The sequence below is a fragment of the Microbacterium sp. CH12i genome, from assembly GCF_000685355.1.
GTDB lineage: Bacteria > Actinomycetota > Actinomycetes > Actinomycetales > Microbacteriaceae > Microbacterium.
On the sequence record NZ_JHET01000001.1, the window covers coordinates 160,401 to 178,177 of the forward strand.

Below are 17,777 nucleotides of genomic sequence, written 5' to 3' on the forward strand. Positions count from 1 at the left end.
CCCTTTCGCATGTGCGGTTAGCCGACCGGGATGGGACGCAACCCGATCTGCACCACGGCCGGAGCCGGGGCTGCACAGCAACTTCCCGCGTTGTCGTCGAAGTCACCCGACCCGCCACACACGCCGGTATCCGGCAGGACGAGATCCTTGCGCGCGGCGGCTTCGTGATCTCCAGCGAGATGTGCCGTAACGCTGCGCACCTGCTCGTATCCCGTCAGAGCAAGGAACGTCGGTGCACGCCCGTAGGACTTCACCCCAACGATGAAGAACCCGTGCTCGGGCTGCGCGAGCTCTCTGGCACCTGTTGCCGATACCGAACCGCACGAGTGGATGTTCGGGTCGATCTCCGCGGCGATCCCGGCGACGGCATCGAGAGCGGGGTCAAGGCTGATACGCAGCTCGCGCAGCATCTCCGTGTCGGGCCGGAACCCGGTCAGGGCGAACACATGAGCGACGCCCACGACCTCACGTCCGTCCTCGGCGATGATCGTCAACGCCTCATCCTCTTGACGGATTTCCGCGACCCGGAATCCGGTGACCAGGTTCACCAGACCCTCATCGATCATCCTGCGGGCGCGAGAGCCGAGCGCAGCGCGTTCCGGGAGCTCATCGCCGAGCCCACCACCGAAGACATTCATGGCGCTCCCGCGACGCAGAAGCCACGTGACGCGGGTGCCGGGCGATCGCCTGGCCAGTTCGCTCAGGCGCAGCACGGCATGCGTGGCGGAGTGCCCGGCGCCCACGACGACGACATGCGACCCGGCGAGTTCGGAGACGTCGTCAGGGATGCGGTACGAGATCGAAGCCGAGGCCCTTGCTTCGCCGAGCGCGGGGAATCCATCACTGCCCGCCGGATTCGGAAGACCCCACGTGCCGCTTGCATCAATGACGGACCGGGCGCCCAGGCGCGATTCATGCCCGTCTGAGTCGACCAGGTGCACGATGAAGGGCTGACTCTTGCGCCCACCGTCGACGACCTTGTCACGCCCCTGACGAGAGACGCCCGTCACTGTCGTGGCGTACCTCACCTGCTCTCCCAGAACGTCGGCGAGCGGCGCGAGGTATTCATTCACCCATTCGGCGCCGGTCGGGTATCCCGAGGCTGGGGCACTCCAGCCGGTGGATTCGAGGAGACGTCGTGCCGCCGCATCGGTCAGTTCCGGCCAGGCCGAGAAGAGCCGTACATGGCCCCATTCCGAAACTGCTGCTGCGGGCCCCTCGCCACGCTCGAGGACAACGACGTCCACACCGCGTTCGGCAAGGTGCGCTGCTGCGGCAAGCCCCTGCGGGCCCGCCCCGATCACGACAACTGGAAGCTCATCCATCACATCTCCTCAAATCGAAGTTATTCGATATGAAAAGAGTTCCGCATCTATCGAAGAATGTCAATACGTGTCAGACTAGCCCCGTGAGCTTGCCAACCACCATCGAAGCGAACACCTGCTGCGTGCCGCGCATCACATCTTCGCTCACCGCAGAGGACGCGGAACGTGTCGCCCGCGTGTTCAAAGCACTCGGGGACCCCACGCGCGTCAGGCTGCTGTCGTTGATCGCGGCCGGCGCCGGCGGTGAGGCATGCATCTGTGATCTCACAGAGCCGGTGGGGCTTTCGCAAGGGACGGTCTCTCATCATATGAAGCTGCTCACCGATGCCGGTCTGGTGACGCGGGAGCAACGGGGTAAGTGGGCGTACTTCGCTCTCAATGACGGCGCGCTGGATGCGGCGGCTGACGCACTTCGTTCGGTATGACCGCTGTGGAGGCGCCGCCCCGCTCGGGTGAGCGTGTGGCCGCGCTCTCCGTAGGGCGGGTCATCAGCTGGGGAATCCGTGCTCTATCAAGCGGCTTTCACGGTCATCGCCTGCCGGTACGGTGCGCGTCGTCGCGGCGCAATGACGATCCTGACCTTGGCCGGCGGCCTCGCCTCTACCGCAGCTTCTTACGGGGAAGCGATCGCCCGCAGCATGTGCACACCTGGTCGGAGTCAGTTGCGATGAGTGAGGATGGCCTCTCGGATCTGCTCGACCGTCGGGAGACCAGCGAGACCCGCCAGGGTTGCATAGATTCGGCAGGCTAAGTCGACGCTGGTATCAGCACCGGGGAAGAGGTCTTCTCCGTTCAGGGTGATCGTGGGGGATCCCGCGAAGGGAACCTCTGCCGCGTCTTTTTTAGAGCGGATGAGTCGATAGTGCAGTTCTGTTGCTTCGTGGCCCGTCTCTCGTAGGGCTTCGGAAACACGCGCCCGGCTTCGATCCAGCTGGGGCATTCAGCGATGTGTAACGGTTCGATCTTCATGGTTCCAGGATCCTCCTTATTCGGTGCTCAATCTTGGGGGTGCATGGGTGATCCCACTGTCGTCGACGATGAGCATGTCGCCGGCGTTGGTGATCGCGATGGCCTGTGCGGTCCCGTGAATGGTTCCGACCTCTGTCCATTGCGTCGCTCCCGCGGTGATGACCCAGATCTGCCCACCGATTCCGACGCCGACGCCGACGCGCAGAAGGTGGCGCCACGAGGGTCACACCGGAGGTCCACCGAAAACGATCGTTTTCGGCTATCTAGCTCACGAATCCGGGATTCGGTTTCCAGAAACGTGCGCCGTAACGATCTTTCGGCAGGCGTATTCGGCGAGAGCCGGGGGGATTCGACCCTCGGCGTTAGCGGCCTGTTGCCTCATCGAGGGCGTCGGTCAAGTCGCTGAGCTGGGTGAGCTCGAGTAGTGGTTTCGCGGTGCCTGGACGCATGCGAGCACTCGAATGCCGTGGTCATCATCCCGGTCGACAGTGACGCGGACGAGTCCGTATGGATTGGCGGTGCCAACGTCGACGAGACGACGGCGGATGTCGTCACGTGGCTCAGTGACGACACGAACCCTGCACGTCGGCCGGCGCTCGTCGACATCCGGCAGTTCTCGCGACCCGACTAAACCGACACGAGCTGGAAGAAGAGGTCGAGCGGGGGCGGTGACGCGTCGCATGCAGGCCGACACAGCTGGCGCGAGTACATGCGCACGAGGAATCGAACTGCTTGCGCTTCACCGGTCCGGGCACTTTCGAATCTGCCGCGAGTCAGCGAACGAGGCGGGCGATCGCCTGAGACGCTTCCCGGACCTTCTCTTCGGCGATGTCGCTGCCGGCGCGAGCTGCATCTGCCACACAGTGGCGCAGGTGGTCTTCGAGGAGCCCGACGGCAACGCTCTGCAGGGCGCTGGTCAGTGCGGAGATCTGAGTGAGGATGTCAATGCAGTACTTCTCGTCCTCGACCATGCGGTGGATGCCGCGTGATTGTCCGTCGATGCGCTTGAGGCGAGCAAGGTAGCGGGCTTTGTCCGTGATGTACCCGTGCTCTGTGTGGTTGCAGGACGTTGTAGGGACGGTGGTATCAGCCATCTGGATCTCCGGCGGTTGTGGTCAGCGGTTCAGGATGACGCGGGTCGTGGTGTCGGGGCGGAGGTCGAGTCGGCGCAGCAGTTGTGCGTTGAGGGCGACGACGATGGTGGATAGTGACATGAGGATCGCTCCGACCGACATCGGGAGCACGAATCCGATGGGGGCGAGGACGCCGGCGGCGAGAGGGACGGAGATGATGTTGTATCCGGCAGCCCACCAGAGATTCTGCTTCATCTTCCGGTACGAAGCCCGTGACAGTTCGATCACGGAGAGTACCGAGCGGGGGTCGTCGCTTGCGAGGATGACACCAGCAGAGGCGATCGCGACATCTGTGCCCGCACCGATCGCCAGCCCAACGTCGGCCTGCGCGAGGGCAGGGGCGTCGTTGACGCCGTCGCCGACCATTGCGACCTTACGGCCCTCGTTCTGGAGTTGTTGGACCTTGGCGGCCTTGTCCTCCGGGCGTACTCCGGCGAAGACGCGGTCGATGCCGAGGTCTTGGGCGACGGCCTGCGCCACGGCTTCCGCGTCGCCGGTAATCATCACCACTTGCACGTCGAGTGCGTGGAGGGCGTCGACGGCTTCCCGGGATTCCGAGCGCACCTCGTCGGCGAGTTTCACGCGCGACGACGCGGCCGTCCTGGATGACGTGCAGGATGATCGCGCCATCCGTCCGCCACTGATCGGCGACCGGGAGCTCGTCGGCGTTCTCCTCGGTGAGCAGGTGCGGTCCACCGACTCGGATGATCTTCCCGTCGACGGTCGCTGTGACGCCCACAGCGGGCGAGGAAGTGAAGTCGCCGTTGCGCGGGATGGTGAGCTGCTTGTCGGCGGCTGCGCGCACGATGGCCTTCGCGAGCGGGTGCTCACTATCAGTTTCTGCGGCGGCGGCCAGTGCGAGGATCTGGTCGGGGTCGGTGCCGTCGACGACGGAAATCTCGGAGACGACGGGCTCGCCCTTGGTGAGGGTGCCGGTCTTGTCGAACAGGACCGTGTCGATGGTGCGCATGCTTTCGAGCGCGAGCCGGTCTTTGACGAGAACGCCGCCCCGGGCGGCGCGTTCGGTGGCGATTGAGACGACCAGCGGGATGGCCAGGCCCAGCGCGTGCGGGCAGGCGATGACGAGGACGGTGATGGTGCGGATGACAGCCGCGTCAGGCAAGCCGACCAACGTCCAGACGATCGCGGTGATCGCCGCAGCACCCAGGGCGAACCAGAACAGCCATCCGGCGGCGGTGTCCGCGAGCCGCTGTGCGCGGGACGAGGAGCTTTGCGCTTGGGTGACGAGACGTTGGATGCCGGCGAGGGTCGTGTCGTCGCCGGTCGCGGTGATCTCGACGCGAAGCCCGGAATCGGTGGCAACGGTGCCGGCTGTGACGTGGTCGCCGCTGCCGCGTTCCACGGTGCGGGACTCGCCCGTGACCATGGACTCGTCCATCGAGGCCCGTCCGTCGACGATGCGCCCGTCGGCGGGGACGCTGCCACCCGGCCGTACGATGACAACGTCGCCGACGACGAGATCGGTCGGTGAGACCGTGACGACCTGGTCATTCTCGACGCGCTCTGCCTCATCGGGGAGAAGAGCGGCGAGTGAGTCCAGGGCGGAAGTCGTCTGGGCGAGGGAGCGCATCTCGATCCAGTGCCCGAGAAGCATGATGACGATGAGGAGGGCGAGCTCCCACCAGAAGTCTAGTTCGTGATGGAGCACGCCGAGCGTCGCGCCCCAGGAGGCGGCGAACGCGACGGTGATCGCGAGGCCAATGAGCAGCATCATGCCGGGCTTGCGAGCGCGGAGCTCGCTGACTGCACCGACGAGGAACGGCTTTCCACCCCACGCGTACATGACAGTGCCCAGCACCGGGGATACCCAGGACAGACCCGGAATATCGGGGAGGGTGTAGCCGAGGATCATCGAGAACATGCCCGACAACGCGACCGTGGGGACGGCGAGGACGAGCATGATCCAGAACAGGCGACGGAACTGCCCGACGTGGTCGCCATGGCCTGCATGACCGCCGTGTCCAGCGTGGGTGTTGTGACCGGAGGGCGCGTTGTCGCTTCCGTGGTCTCTGTGACTGTGCGCGGCCGCGTCTGACTGCGGTGCATGCGCCATTGCTTGATGTCCCGCGTGCGCATCGTGGTCAGTTTCGGTCGTCACTGCGGGGGTCGACGCCGCGTGGTCGTGGTGGGCGTGGGTGTGCTCCGCGCCGTCGTTACGCGAGTGGCTCATGGGCCTATCCTCCTCGGAATTGAGAACCGTGGGGCTGACTTGTCTGGCGTGCCCCGCACCGTGAAACGGTGTCAGGCAGCAGCGGTGGCGTACTTAGCCGGGTCGGCGTCGAACGCGGGCTCGCATCCAGCGCAGCAGAAGTAGTACCGGGTGCCGTCGTAATCGCGGTACAGGCCAGCAGCTTCTGCATCCGCCTTGATGACGGTGCTGCCTACCATCACAGGACATTCGGCGAGATCTTCCGCGGGCGGGGTGAGGAGATCCTTGCGTCCTTCGGCGTCGACGGAACCGTGGCTGTTGCGGCTGCAGCAGGATCCAGTGGAGTCTGACATGTTTTGTTCCTCTTTCTCTCAAACACCGGAGTGCGGCGTCGGTATGCCTAACGATATACCCCCTGGGGGTATTCCGCACTAGGATATACATGGCGGCGCTGAAGGATCAGGGCGGGCGGCCGCATAGATCGTGGTGTTAGCATCCTGCACGGAATGGAGGAGGCCGAGTATGCACGTCGCAGTTCGTGGCGCACGTCCGCAGTTGTCGTTGCGCGCGTTGTTGATGCTCGGCGGGGCCACGCTGATGGTTATCGTCGGCTTGCTGGCGATGCACACCTTCACCTCCGAACCTGCGGGACACGGATCCGTCGGACTCACCCACTCCGCAGCCGGGGAGGAGCACGCCACCGTAGCGGCGTCAAACGTCGCGAGCGAGTCCACCGCGTGTGAGGGTGCGTGTCATGTGAACACCGGACATGGGCAGGGTCACAACGAGATGCTGATTGCGTGCGTGCTGGCGTTGCTTGCCGGTCTGCTTCTCCTCCTCCCTCCGATATTGATTCAGCGTCACCGGCTGCCCCCTCACCGTGCTGTAAGCCTGGTGAGGTGGGAAGCGATCGGGATCCTTCCCCGGGCACCCTCGCTGACGTTCCTTTCGATAAGTCGCACCTGAGTAGTCGCCGCCGACCCTGATGGGTCGGATTCCTGGCGCCGTCTGGCGCCATCATTTGCGAACCCTCACACGACGTATCGAAGGAACAACCATGAATAAGAAGATTCCCGTTGCTGTCAGTACGGGTGTACTGACCCTTGCACTGGTTCTCACCGGCTGCGCTGACAACAGCACGGCACCGTCCAGCGAATCCACCTCCCCGTCTCAGTCGTCGTCGACTTCGGCAGCGAACGAGGCTGACGAGATGTTCGTCACGATGATGATCCCTCATCACGAGCAGGCGATCGAGATGGCCGACATGCTGCTAGCTAAAGACGGTGCCGACGCACGCGTGGTGGAACTTGCCGAGCAGATCAAGGCGGCGCAGGGCCCCGAGATCGACAAGATGCTCGGATGGCTCGAAGACTGGGGTGTGGAGTACGACCCCGACTCCATGGGAGGCATGGATCACGGTTCGATGGGCGGTGACGACAGCATGATGTCCGAAGAGGACATGACCATGTTGGAGAGCGCGGATGCTGTCGAGGCGAACAGCCTGTTCCTGGAGCAGATGATCGTGCACCACGAAGGTGCCGTCGACATGGCGCAGACGGCGCTTGATGATGCGCAGAACCCGGACGTCCTCGAGCTCGCGCAACAGGTGATCGACGACCAGACGGCGGAGATCGCCACGATGCAGGAACTCCTCGGCCAGCTGTAGGAATCCTCCGGGCGGGCCGGTATCCGATCGTCCCGCCCGGACCTGTCATCCGTGCTGCCCCATTGCGGCAGCAGTCAGACGTCGGCGTGCTCTTGTTGCGCGTCGTGAAGCCAGGCCCGCTTGAGGCCACTAACGGAAACCATCATGAAACGCTCACTCCTTCTCGCAACCGTCACTGTGACCGTCCTGGCGGCTGTCGCCACCGGATGCACCGCGACACCGCTCGGCAACCCGGACTCAGCTCCCCGCATCGACCACATCCACGGCATCGCCCAAGATCCCCGGGGCGATGATCTGCTGGTGGCCACGCACAACGGAATCTTCACTCTCACACCAGATGGGGATATCTCCGGCCCGATCGGCGGTCACGCCTTCGACGCCATGGGATTCACGGTCTCGGGAGACGCGCTGTTCGCCTCCGGGCATCCCGGCGAAAAGACCCCGGCCGAACTCGGATCGCCCAACCTCGGCATCATCCGCAGCGACGACTACGGGAACACTTGGTCGCCTATTGCTCTCAACGGAACCACCGACTTCCACATCCTCACCGCGGCCCCGGACGGCACCCTCTACGGCGTCCCCTCTAGCCAAGTGAACCTGCTCACCAGCACAGACGAGGGAAACAACTGGACGGAGCGTGCGTCCCTCGGCGCCGCTGATCTCGCGGTCACCGAATCCGGTTTGTACGCTGCAGCCGAAGAAGGCGTTCTCTTCAGCAGCGACGGCGGTAACACATTCACTCCAGTCGACGGAACACCTGTGCTCTACGCGCTGGAGGCTCGCACCGATGGCACTCTTCTCGGCGCAGGCACCGATGGCGTCCTGTGGACAGAGGATGAAAATGGAACCTGGCATCACCTCGAATCCCTCCAAGGCGCCGTTCAAGCCCTCACGGTCATCGACGACCGCGTCATCCTCGTCGATGACCGGGGCATCGTTGAAGTCTCACCGGACAGCACCACTGTGCTGAGTCCCGCCCAATAACGCGGGCGCAAAGACCTGTGCCCAAGGATTCCTCGTGAAAGCGCCCAAGAACCCCTTTCGGAACCTCGTGTTGTTCGTCATCGTGGCGACGGTCGCCGTTGCTCTCCTCGCCGCTGCTAGTTTTCTCGCCATTGGAGCGATCTTCTGATGACCCCCACCGGCTCCAGATCCCCCTTCGACTCGATGCACCATCTGACGGCCGTGCACTCGTCCTCACCCGGCGCGCCTTCGCCTCGCAGTCCCGCGGAGCGGACGCATCGAAGGCTCGTGCGTCTTGGATATATGCTCTTGATCTGCGGTCCAGCCCTCGCGCTCGCGCATCTGATCAGTGATGCCCAATCGACCGACGTCGCTTGGTGGACGTACACGATCGCCAGCTTTGACATCGCCGTAATCATGGTCATTGTCGCCCTGGCTCTGATCCTTCGAGCTCCACCCAGTCACGCTGCAGAAACGGAATAATCGTCACCGCACAGTAATCGCTGCGACGATGATCTGCCGCTGAACTACCATGCCCTCCCGGGGTATTCAACGGGGTCCCCGGGAGCGAGGTGCGGTCGTAGTTTAAAGACTCCACAATGACGAGAGGAGCCACTATGACTGTCGCGGCGGAAATGCTCCGCACCTACCCGAGGACCTTGGCCAGGCTGACCGGAAGGTGCTGGTGGAGTGTATCGAGGCGTGCGTTGAGTGCGCGCAATCATGCACCGCATGCGCCGACGCGTGCCTGAGCGAGGAAATGGTTGCCGAGCTGACGAAGTGCATCCGCACGAACCTGGACTGCGCCGACCTCTGCGAAACCACCGGACGCATCCTGTCCAGGCACACCGGGTACGACGCCAACCTCACCCGCGCAACCCTCGAAGCGTGCCGCACGGCATGCGCGAGCTGCGCCGACGAGTGCGAGAAGCACACGATGCACGAACACTGCGCGGTGTGTGCTGCGGCCTGCCGGCGATGCGAAGATGCCTGCGCCGCGCTCCTCGCAACCCTCTGAATAGCCACCGCGACGGCGTCGTGCAGTTCTTCGCTACCCGCATCAATCCAGTGATGCCCGTTGACCAGGCCGAAGCAGACTAGCGAGCGCTCTTACCCCACACGTCGTCATCAATCGCGCTACCGCGCAACGAACCGAGACGACAGGTGAGGAATATGTCGAAGGACGCGCACGAAACAAATGGACGACAAGCAGGGGCGAAAAAGCACGGATCGCTGACGATGTACTTGCGATTCGCGGCGATGATTCTCACCGGCATGGTCGTGATGTATTGGACGATGTTCGCTGGAGTGTGGGAATGGGGGCACATACGCTTCAGCGAAAGCCGCGTCTTCATGGCGCTCACTATGGGCGGCGCCATGGGGCTGGTCATGCTGGCCTGGATGCTCAACATGTACAAGCACAGGAAAGCGAACATTGCGGTCATCATCGTCAGCGTTCTCCTCCTCGGAGGAGGCATCGCCCTCGACCGCAGCCAGATCACCGTCGACGACACCGCGTACATGCGCGCAATGATTCCGCATCACTCGCTCGCGATCACCCGATCCGAGCGAGCACAGCTGCAGGATGTCCGCGTCTGCGAACTTGCGGTTGAAATCAGCGAAGCGCAGCGCCGGGAGATCCTCGAAATGGACTGGCTCATCGCCGACATCGAAAGCAACGGCCTCGCGCTGACGGCCGAGGACGCGCAAGACCGACCCGTTCCAGACTTCGAACGGGCAGCCGACCGCCAGTGCTCGGACGACGGATGACGATTGGTAGCGATAATCGATCGATCATGGCTTGTGCTCCGAGAGCCTGCCGGAAACGATCGTTTGCGGCGCGGTGAGTGAAGGCACACCAGATCGAATGCCAGAAACGTGCGCCGTAAGCGGGTTTCGGTAGGCGTATTCGGTGGGGTGTGAGCCGGATGTACTTACACCCAGGCCCCAGAGATGTCGCCTGGGGTGAAGCCGTTCCAATAGGTCATCAATCACTGTATAGTTCAGTGTGTGCTGACTATTTCCTCACGCCTCGATGTCATGAACCGGCTCGGCCGGGCCATGGCCGATCCCACGCGTTCCCGAATCCTAATGTCTCTGCTCGGTGGACCGAGCTACCCGGCTGTGCTCTCTCGTGAGCTGGAGCTGACGCGTTCGAACGTGTCGAACCATCTCACCTGCCTGCGTGACTGCGGGATTGTCGTTGCCGAGCCGGAGGGTCGCCAGACTCGTTACGAGATCGCCGACCCGCATCTTACGGCTGCGCTCGTCGCGCTCGTGGACGTGACGCTGGCGGTCGATGAGCACGCGCCGTGCGTGGACTCTGCGTGCACGGTGGCTGGCTGCTGTGGGACGGGGGCGGACGCGTGAGCGCGGCGTGTGGCTGCGAGCACGAGCCTGCCCAGCCTGCCACTGCGGCGGAGGATGAGACCGAAGAGGTTGTGCGGCCCTGGTGGAGGGACCGTGGGATCATGGTGCCGGTCTTCTCCGGTGTCGCATTCCTGGCCGGTCTGATCCTTGAATGGTCCGGCCTCGAGATCCCGGCGCTGGTGTTGTTCTGGGCCGGTCTGCTCCTCGGTGCGTCGACGTTCACGCCCGGCGCGATCCGGAAACTGTTCAAGGGCAAGCTCGGTATCGGGCTGCTGATGACGATCAGCGCGATCGGCGCGGTCATCCTCGGCTACGTGGAGGAGGCTGCGGCTCTGGCGTTCTTGTACTCGATTGCTGAGGCGCTCGAGGACAAAGCGATGGACCGTGCCCGGGGCGGGCTGAGGGCGCTGCTGAAGCTCGTGCCGGAGACAGCGACCGTGCTGCAGAACGGCGTCTCTGCGCAGGTGCCCGCGAGAGAGCTGACGGTCGGCCAGGTCATGGTGGTCCGTCCCGGCGAGCGGATCGCAACCGACGGGATCGTCCGTTCTGGCCGCTCCAGCCTGGACACCTCGGCGATCACCGGGGAGTCGATCCCCGTCGAGGTCGAGCCCGGCGATGCGGTGTCGGCCGGTGCGATCAACAGCGCCGGCGCGCTGGAGGTCGAAACGACCGCTGCGGGCACCGACAACTCGCTCACCACGATCGTGGAGCTGGTCGAGAAGGCGCAGACCGAGAAGGGCGAGCGTGCACGTCTCGCGGACAGGATCGCCCGCCCGCTCGTACCCGGCGTTCTGATCCTCGCAGCGCTCGTCGCGATCATCGGGTCGCTGCTGGGCGATCCAGAGGTGTGGATCACCCGCGCGCTTGTCGTGCTGGTCGCCGCTTCTCCGTGTGCGCTGGCGATCTCGGTGCCGCTGACGGTCGTCGCCGCGATCGGCGCAGCAAGCAAGTTCGGCGTGATCATCAAGTCCGGCGCCGTCTTCGAGCGCTTCGGCACGGTCCGCCACGTCGCGGTCGACAAGACCGGCACCCTCACCCGCAACGAACCTGCGGTCACCGCGGTGCTCACTGCGAACGGCGTGACCGAGACACAGGCGCTGGCCTGGGCGGCCGCACTGGAGCAGCACAGCACGCATCCCCTTGCCTCTGCGATCACCGCCGCGGCCCCGGGCACACCGGCAGCTGCAGATGTGACCGAGCAGGCCGGGCACGGCATCGACGGCACTGTCGGCGGATCGAGAATCACCGTCGGCAGTCCTCGCTGGCTGGACGCGGGCGACCTCGGGAAGCAGGTCGCGGAGTTGGAGGAGCAGGGCATGACCGTCGTGATCGTCCACCGCGACGGAACCCCCGTCGCCGCGATCGGCGTCCGCGACGAACTGCGCCCTGAAGTCCCCGAGGTAGTCCGGACGCTCACCAACCAAGCGTCGGCGTGACGATGCTCACCGGAGACAACGCCCGCACCGCTCGTGCACTGGCCGCGCAGGCCGGGATCAGCAACGTGCGCGCGGAACTGCGTCCCGAGGATAAGGCAACCGCGATCGGCGAGCTGTCAAAGGCGGGGCCGGTCGCGATGATCGGCGACGGAATCAACGACGCACCGGCCCTCGCTGGCGCAGACATCGGTATCGCGATGGGCGCCACCGGCTCCGACGCGGCAATCGAATCCGCCGACGTGGCCTTCACCGGCCATGATCTGCGCCTCATCCCGCGAGCGTTCGATCACGCCCGCCGCGGTCGACGGATCATCAACCAGAACATCATCCTGTCGCTGCTGATCATCACTGCACTGCTCCCGCTCGCGCTCTTCGGCGTCCTGGGGCTCGCGGCCGTCGTCCTGGTCCACGAGGTCGCGGAGGTCATCGTGATCCTCAACGGTCTGCGCGCCGCACGCACCCGCACGCCACGACTGGAAAGCTGATGCTCGCAACTATCGGTTCAGCGATCGGCCTGTTCGCGGCAACCAACATCGACGACATTGTCGTGCTCACCGTGCTGTTCCTGGCTTCCAGTCGAGGGAAGCCCCGGCCGTGGCAGATCGTCGCGGGCCAGTATCTCGGGTTCATCACCCTCGTCGTGATCAGCGTGATCGCCGCTCTCGGTCTCACCATCGTTCCGGACGAATGGGTCGGTTTCCTGGGTCTGATCCCGCTCGGCATCGGCATCTGGACGCTCATTCGCGGCCTGCGCCGTAACAGCGATGACGATGATGACGACTCCAAGATCACCGCGGTCGGACTATGGGGCGTCGCAGGGATCACGATCGCCAACGGGGCCGACAACATCTCCCTCTACACGCCGATCTTCCGCACCAGCGCCCCCAGCGACGTCGCGATCATGATCGTCGTATTCCTGATCCTCGTCGCGGTCTGGTGCGCGGCCGGCCGGCTGATCGGCACCAACAAGGCTGTTACCGAGGGGCTGGAGCGCGTCGAGCACTGGCTCGTACCGGCCGTGTTCATCGGCCTGGGCCTGTTCATCCTGATCGAATCTGGGGTCATCGTCCGTCTGATCGAGGTGCTCGCATGACCTCCTCCCAGTCAGAGGCTCATCCGCCCGCTGCGCGCAAGCTGTCGTCGACCCGGCGGCGGCAGCTCACTGGTGGAGCGCTCTTGATCGCCGTGGTCGTCGTGCTGATCGATCAGGGAACCAAGGTGTGGGCCGAAGCGACCCTCACCGACCGTGAGCGCATCCCGCTGATCGGTGACCTGCTGGGTTTGCAGCTCGCCTATAACCCCGGAGCGGCATTCTCCTTCGGGGAAGGCTTCACCTGGGTGTTCGCGCTGCTCGCTGTCGCCGCCACGGTCACAGCGATCGTGTTCGCGTTCCGAGTGCAACGCGTGAGATGGGCGATCGTCATCGGCGCGCTCGGCGGCGCTTCCGCCTCACACGCAGGCGACCGCCTTTTCCGGGACCCCGGATTCGCCCGTGGTCACGTCGTGGACTTCCTCGCCTACGGAAACTGGTTCATCGGCAACATCGCCGACATCGTAATCTTCGCCGCAGCGATCACCGGAGCAGTTTTCATGATCCGCGCCGGGGATGAGAGCACCGAGTGAGATCCGTTGTGCGGTGGTGGGACACCCATCAACTCGCCCTCTACATCGGCGCGATCGCCGTGGGCAGCCGTTGAGTGAGTTCACGCTTAGGCAGGCGGGCGGTCGCGATGTAGGCGCAGAGCCACCCACCAGCCGCATCGTCGACAGATGAAAGCGCGATCGTCTCCGAGTGCGTGCAGCTTCTTGCGTGGCAGATGTCGCCCGCAGCACGTGCACGCAACGTCCTCGTCAGTCGCCATGAGCGGAGAGCGCCTCTCGAATCTGTTCAACCGTTGGCATCCCGGCCAGCCCAGCAGGGGTGCTGTAAATACGGCAGGCGAGGTCATTGCTTCGCCCCGACCCCGGAAAGAGATCGTTGCCATCCAGGGTGATCGTGGGGGAGCCCGCGAACGAGACTGCGCCCGCCTCCTCCTCCGTCCGGATGAGTCGGTAGTGAACCTCCGATTCGTCGTGGCCTGTTTCTCGTAGCGCCTCAGAAACACGACGGCCAGCCTCAACCCAGCTGGGGCAACCGGCGATATAAAGCAGCTCAATCTCCACGACTCAATCATCCTCGACTTCGCTGTTGATGTCGTGCCCGGGCTACCACCGAAAACGATCGTTTCCGGTGATCTCGTCGACGGCGAAGGCAAAGTGCGCGACACGCCGAAGAACGATCCACCGAAACCCCCTGCCGAAACCAATTCGCGCCGAAACGCATGTGGTACGTATTCGGCTGACCACGAGAGCGGAACCGATTCCGTCATCAGAAGCCCGACAATCACGCGTACGACCTAATGCAATGCACGCAGGCACCAATAGTGATTGCTAGTTACTTGTTACTCGCAAATGGAGTAATCTTGTGCTGTGCGAGGTGGCTTGGAGCGCTGGAAGCGAGGTGGCGATTCGCGCGGTGTTCGCCACGCGATCTCCTACGCGCTTGAGGGAAGGTGCGATGCCCACTTGCCCCACTCTGCCGTGGTCGAGGTGCTCGAGAACTACAGCGGTACCGGCGGCTCGACGGTGGCGCGCTTCGTCGTCGAGGATGGAGTGGTCAGTTCCGACGAGCTCTCAGCAGGCGGACTGCGTGTGTGGCTCACCGGCCATGATCCGGTCACGGGGGAGCAACGCGGCACGTCCCTCATGCGACCCGATGCAGACCTGCTCCTGGACGGAACGCTGAATCACCCCAAGTCGTACAGCATCGCCGCATTGCTGCATCCTGATTTGGCGGCAGAATTCGAGGCGCTTCAGGACCGCATCCGCAACCGCGTCATAGCACTTTGGCAACGCGAGCTGAATGCGCGGCGAGGCCACGGCGGACTCATCCGCGAGTCCATCGCTCGGCTCGAGGTCGTCGAGTTGCAACACCGTCGATCCCGCGCGCTGGACCCGCATGCGCATCGGCACCTCTGGTTGAACGTGAAAGTGCGCGGTGACGACGGGAAGTGGACCAACGTTGATTCACGAGTCGCGATGAAGTTCCACACCGTCATCAATGCCGAGGGTGAGCTCGCCGCCCGCACGGATCCGCGATGGATCACCGCACTCACCCGTCACGGCTACACGATCGGTGCGGACGGGGAGATCGCGGAGCTCGCCACCGCAGTCGCGCCGATGTCTCGGCGATCGGCGCAGATCGAGACAAATCGAGTCCGTTTGATCGCGCAGTGGGAGGCCGCGCACAGCGGAACCAGGCCGAGCGTCGAAGTGCTGCAGCAGATTGACCGCAGAGCGTGGGCAGTCGCGCGCCCTAACAAGCCCTCCCTGCTCGACGAGCAATCTTGGGAAGCGACCGTGCGCGAAGAACTCGCCACGATCGATGCCGCACTCCTGACCTCGCGGATGCCGCGAGCAGCCGACCTCGTCGGCGTGGACGATCTGGATCTCGACATGCTTGCCGCCGCCGCGGTAGTCGATGCCGATCTCCGATCCACCGGATCCAGCGGACGGTTCAGCCACTATGACCTCCGCGCAGGGGCGATACGGGTGCTGTCGCGATCGGGCGTGGTCGCGGATCGTGCTGATTTCGATGCAGTCCTGCGCCGCATCGCCGATCGCGCCCGTCGCCTGACTGTGAGCCTGTCGTCACAGCCGGCGGTTCCCGAGCATGTGAAGTCACTGATGGCGCGCGAGACGATGCGGCTGAAAATCCGTGTTGGCGAAGCGTTGGACGCGATCGCTACTTCCGGCCGATCGCTGTTGCCGGACGAGCTGCGGCGCAGAGCTGGATCGGTCAAGGCTGCTGACTGCCTTGACGCGTCCCAAATGGCGGCGGCGTGCGCCATCGCTGGCTCGATCGGCTTGGTGACCGTCATCGGACCAGCGGGCGCAGGAAAGACCACGATGTTGCGCGCGACACTGCACGCGTTGACGTCGCAACGACGGCGGATGCTCGTTGTCGCTCCTACCCGCAAGGCGGCATCGGTCGCGTCGCGTGAGACAGGAGCCGAGGCGTCCAGCGTCCATGCGCTTCTGTACGACTACGGTTACCGATGGTCGACCGACCCAACGGGATCGCAGGTGTGGCGCCGCCTCGAGATCGGTCAAGTGGATAGTGCCACCGGGTTGAACTACGACGGTTCACAGAGATACTCCTTGCGCCTGGGGGACCGCATCGTGGTGGATGAGGCCGGCGTCCTGGACCTGCAAGCGGCGAACGCCCTACTCGAGCTCGCCCTCGAAGCCGGCGCCGGCGTGGCAATGGTCGGCGACCCGCACCAGGCGCTTCCGGTCGGCCATGCCGGAGCGATGGCATCCGCGATCCGTCACGCACCAGCATCCATTGAACTGGACACGGTGCACCGCTTCCACGACGCGGACTATGCCGCGCTCACTTTGCAGCTCCGCAACCCGCGCGACGGTGCGCACGCCCTCGAGCTCGCCGAAAGACTCTATGCGGGCCGACACCTGCAACGAGTCGACAGTGTCGAGGCCGCAAGAGAAGCGATGATCGACGGATACCTCGACGCCGAAGGCCGCGGTCAACGCGTCGCGATAGTTTGCGGAACGAACAGCGAGGTGGATGCGGTCAACGCATTGATCCAGGGTCGACGCATCGAGTGCGGCGAACTCGACCCCACCCGCGTTGCGGCGGGGATGGGGGAGCAGCGACTCCTGGTCGGCGACGCCGTGCAGACCCGCCGCAATGACCGGCGCACCGGAGTCGACAACCGAGCGCAGTGGATCGTCAGCCGGATCGAGCCCGACTTTGTTGACCTCCTCTCACCCAGCGACAGTGGCGAACGACGTCGGGTGAGTCGCGACTATGCGCTCGAGCACGTTCAGCTCGCATACGCCTCGACAGTGCACGGCGTCCAGGGAGAAACCGTTGATAAAGCGATTGTCGGCCCCGATGTGGATGCTGCCGGCCTCTACGTCGGACTCACCCGTGGGCGTCACTGGAATCACGCGGTGGTGGTCGCCAGGACGGATGCCGCAGCTAAAAGCTCCCTCGCCGCGACGATGTTGCGAGGCACCACGGAGGTCACTATCAGCGACTCGCTTCGCGCAGTCGAAGCGGAGCTACGGCGGGCTGCGCGAGACGAAACGATGAGGCCGCAAGGATTCGGAGTTGCTGGCGTAAGCACAGCCGGAATGTCTCGTTGACTAATCCTCGGATCGATTGCGGGCCGCAGATCCGTACCGAGTCGGCTTCATTGGGGCAATCGCTACCTGCAAGGGCGTACCTCACGACGCTGTCATTCTTGTCCGTGCACTGCAGGAGGCCAACGGTCGCTCGGTGTGCGTGGCGGCGCAACTGGTCTTCAACAATCTCGACGTAGAAGCCAAGCTGGCCGACGAGTCAGCGGGGCCCCGCGGTGCAAGACGCGACGGTCGGGCGCGACCCTCAGAAAATTTACGAGCTGTGCTGCGGCCGACCTGCTGTCGGAGTCGGCCGCACCTTCGGCTCGAGCGGATCGCGTCATTGTGCACTGGAAAACGCGTCCGCGATGTACTTCTCTACGTCCGACTCGCGCCAGCAACGGCGGCCGGCGATAATCGCCGACTGCGGGGCGGTGCCCATGTGTACCATCCAGCGTAGCTGCGCTGGTGTCCGACGCAAGCGGTCGGCTACGTCGCCGATGAACATGATCTTGTCCATTCTTCTCACCTCCGTTCGTAGTTGGAAGTAACTGGATA

General features: G+C 64.3%; 17 protein-coding genes and 3 pseudogenes. 11 read left to right on the forward strand and 9 right to left on the reverse strand.

What is annotated here, in order from left to right; genetic code table 11:
* Nucleotides 1–17: 17 nt before the first annotated feature.
* Nucleotides 18–1,325 carry an FAD-dependent oxidoreductase gene (locus DC31_RS00870; RefSeq protein ID WP_152545299.1) on the reverse strand — a complete coding sequence of 436 codons (1,308 nt, stop codon included), beginning with the start codon at nt 1,323–1,325 and terminating at the stop codon, nt 18–20.
* Between the two features lie 83 nt (nt 1,326–1,408).
* On the opposite strand from DC31_RS00870, the gene DC31_RS00875 reads away from it, so the two are divergent.
* Complete coding sequence (locus tag DC31_RS00875) at nt 1,409–1,750, forward strand: ArsR/SmtB family transcription factor (protein ID WP_051606287.1); 342 nt, start codon at nt 1,409–1,411, stop codon at nt 1,748–1,750.
* Between the two features lie 233 nt (nt 1,751–1,983).
* Here the strand turns inward: DC31_RS00875 and DC31_RS00880 are convergent, their stop codons facing one another.
* Nucleotides 1,984–2,265, reverse strand: a complete 282-nt coding sequence (locus tag DC31_RS00880; protein WP_235201251.1) for a thioredoxin family protein — start codon at nt 2,263–2,265, stop codon at nt 1,984–1,986.
* A gap of 495 nt (nt 2,266–2,760) precedes the next feature.
* Here DC31_RS00880 and DC31_RS18335 point away from each other — a divergent pair, with 495 nt between their 5' ends.
* The gene (locus tag DC31_RS18335) at nt 2,761–2,925 is read left to right on the forward strand and encodes a hypothetical protein (protein WP_160173186.1); all 165 of its coding nucleotides are present in this window, start codon (nt 2,761–2,763) and stop codon (nt 2,923–2,925) included.
* Nucleotides 2,926–3,067: 142 nt separating this feature from the next.
* On the opposite strand, the gene DC31_RS00885 is transcribed toward DC31_RS18335, so the two are convergent.
* The 3 genes and pseudogenes from DC31_RS00885 to DC31_RS00895 form a co-directional block, all read right to left on the reverse strand.
* Nucleotides 3,068–3,388 carry a metal-sensitive transcriptional regulator gene (locus tag DC31_RS00885; RefSeq protein WP_036275901.1) on the reverse strand — a complete coding sequence of 107 codons (321 nt, stop codon included), beginning with the start codon at nt 3,386–3,388 and terminating at the stop codon, nt 3,068–3,070.
* 21 nt (nt 3,389–3,409) lie between these two features.
* Nucleotides 3,410–5,618, reverse strand: a pseudogene (locus DC31_RS00890) (heavy metal translocating P-type ATPase).
* Nucleotides 5,619–5,689: 71 nt separating this feature from the next.
* Nucleotides 5,690–5,950 (reverse strand): YHS domain-containing protein, encoded by a 261-nt coding sequence (locus DC31_RS00895; RefSeq protein ID WP_036275904.1) that lies wholly within the window; start codon nt 5,948–5,950, stop codon nt 5,690–5,692.
* Between the two features lie 169 nt (nt 5,951–6,119).
* Between DC31_RS00895 and DC31_RS00900 the strand changes: the two genes are divergently transcribed.
* The 3 genes from DC31_RS00900 to DC31_RS00910 all read left to right on the forward strand — a co-directional run bounded on the left by DC31_RS00900 (nt 6,120) and on the right by DC31_RS00910 (nt 8,247).
* A complete protein-coding gene (locus tag DC31_RS00900) occupies nt 6,120–6,563 on the forward strand; it encodes a DUF6153 family protein (protein ID WP_036275907.1) in 444 nt (147 codons plus the stop codon).
* Nucleotides 6,564–6,654: 91 nt separating this feature from the next.
* Nucleotides 6,655–7,263, forward strand: a complete 609-nt coding sequence (locus tag DC31_RS00905; protein WP_036275909.1) for a DUF305 domain-containing protein — start codon at nt 6,655–6,657, stop codon at nt 7,261–7,263.
* Between the two features lie 144 nt (nt 7,264–7,407).
* A complete protein-coding gene (locus tag DC31_RS00910) occupies nt 7,408–8,247 on the forward strand; it encodes a F510_1955 family glycosylhydrolase (protein WP_036275911.1) in 840 nt (279 codons plus the stop codon).
* A gap of 700 nt (nt 8,248–8,947) precedes the next feature.
* Here the strand turns inward: DC31_RS00910 and DC31_RS18340 are convergent.
* On the reverse strand, nt 8,948–9,175 hold the full coding sequence (locus DC31_RS18340) for a hypothetical protein (protein WP_036275914.1): 228 nt from the start codon (nt 9,173–9,175) through the stop codon (nt 8,948–8,950).
* A 290-nt stretch (nt 9,176–9,465) separates the two neighbouring features.
* Here DC31_RS18340 and DC31_RS00925 point away from each other — a divergent pair, with 290 nt between their 5' ends.
* The 5 genes and pseudogenes from DC31_RS00925 to DC31_RS00945 all read left to right on the forward strand — a co-directional run bounded on the left by DC31_RS00925 (nt 9,466) and on the right by DC31_RS00945 (nt 13,655).
* Nucleotides 9,466–9,996, forward strand: a complete 531-nt coding sequence (locus tag DC31_RS00925) for a DUF305 domain-containing protein (protein ID WP_036276247.1) — start codon at nt 9,466–9,468, stop codon at nt 9,994–9,996.
* A gap of 240 nt (nt 9,997–10,236) precedes the next feature.
* The gene (gene cmtR, locus DC31_RS00930; RefSeq protein ID WP_036275916.1) at nt 10,237–10,596 is read left to right on the forward strand and encodes a Cd(II)/Pb(II)-sensing metalloregulatory transcriptional regulator CmtR; all 360 of its coding nucleotides are present in this window, start codon (nt 10,237–10,239) and stop codon (nt 10,594–10,596) included.
* Nucleotides 10,593–12,517: pseudogene (locus DC31_RS00935) on the forward strand (heavy metal translocating P-type ATPase). The gene cmtR and the pseudogene DC31_RS00935 overlap by 4 nt, the downstream one beginning before the upstream one ends.
* A complete protein-coding gene (locus DC31_RS00940; RefSeq protein ID WP_036275918.1) occupies nt 12,517–13,125 on the forward strand; it encodes a cadmium resistance transporter in 609 nt (202 codons plus the stop codon). Before DC31_RS00935 ends, DC31_RS00940 begins: the two are co-directional and overlap by 1 nt.
* Nucleotides 13,122–13,655 (forward strand): signal peptidase II, encoded by a 534-nt coding sequence (locus DC31_RS00945; protein ID WP_029264099.1) that lies wholly within the window; start codon nt 13,122–13,124, stop codon nt 13,653–13,655. The genes DC31_RS00940 and DC31_RS00945 overlap by 4 nt, the downstream gene beginning before the upstream one ends.
* 228 nt (nt 13,656–13,883) lie before the next feature.
* Here DC31_RS00945 and DC31_RS00955 read toward each other — a convergent pair whose 3' ends face one another.
* Complete coding sequence (locus tag DC31_RS00955) at nt 13,884–14,195, reverse strand: hypothetical protein (protein ID WP_036275921.1); 312 nt, start codon at nt 14,193–14,195, stop codon at nt 13,884–13,886.
* Nucleotides 14,196–14,597: 402 nt separating this feature from the next.
* Here DC31_RS00955 and DC31_RS00965 point away from each other — a divergent pair, with 402 nt between their 5' ends.
* The gene (locus DC31_RS00965; RefSeq protein WP_235201252.1) at nt 14,598–17,243 is read left to right on the forward strand and encodes an AAA family ATPase; all 2,646 of its coding nucleotides are present in this window, start codon (nt 14,598–14,600) and stop codon (nt 17,241–17,243) included.
* Here DC31_RS00965 and DC31_RS17955 read toward each other — a convergent pair.
* Nucleotides 17,128–17,424: pseudogene (locus DC31_RS17955) on the reverse strand (hypothetical protein); the annotation flags it as partial. The gene DC31_RS00965 and the pseudogene DC31_RS17955 overlap by 116 nt on opposite strands.
* Nucleotides 17,425–17,559: 135 nt before the next feature.
* On the reverse strand, nt 17,560–17,739 hold the full coding sequence (locus tag DC31_RS00970; protein ID WP_036275925.1) for a helix-turn-helix transcriptional regulator: 180 nt from the start codon (nt 17,737–17,739) through the stop codon (nt 17,560–17,562).
* Nucleotides 17,740–17,777 lie beyond the last annotated feature (38 nt).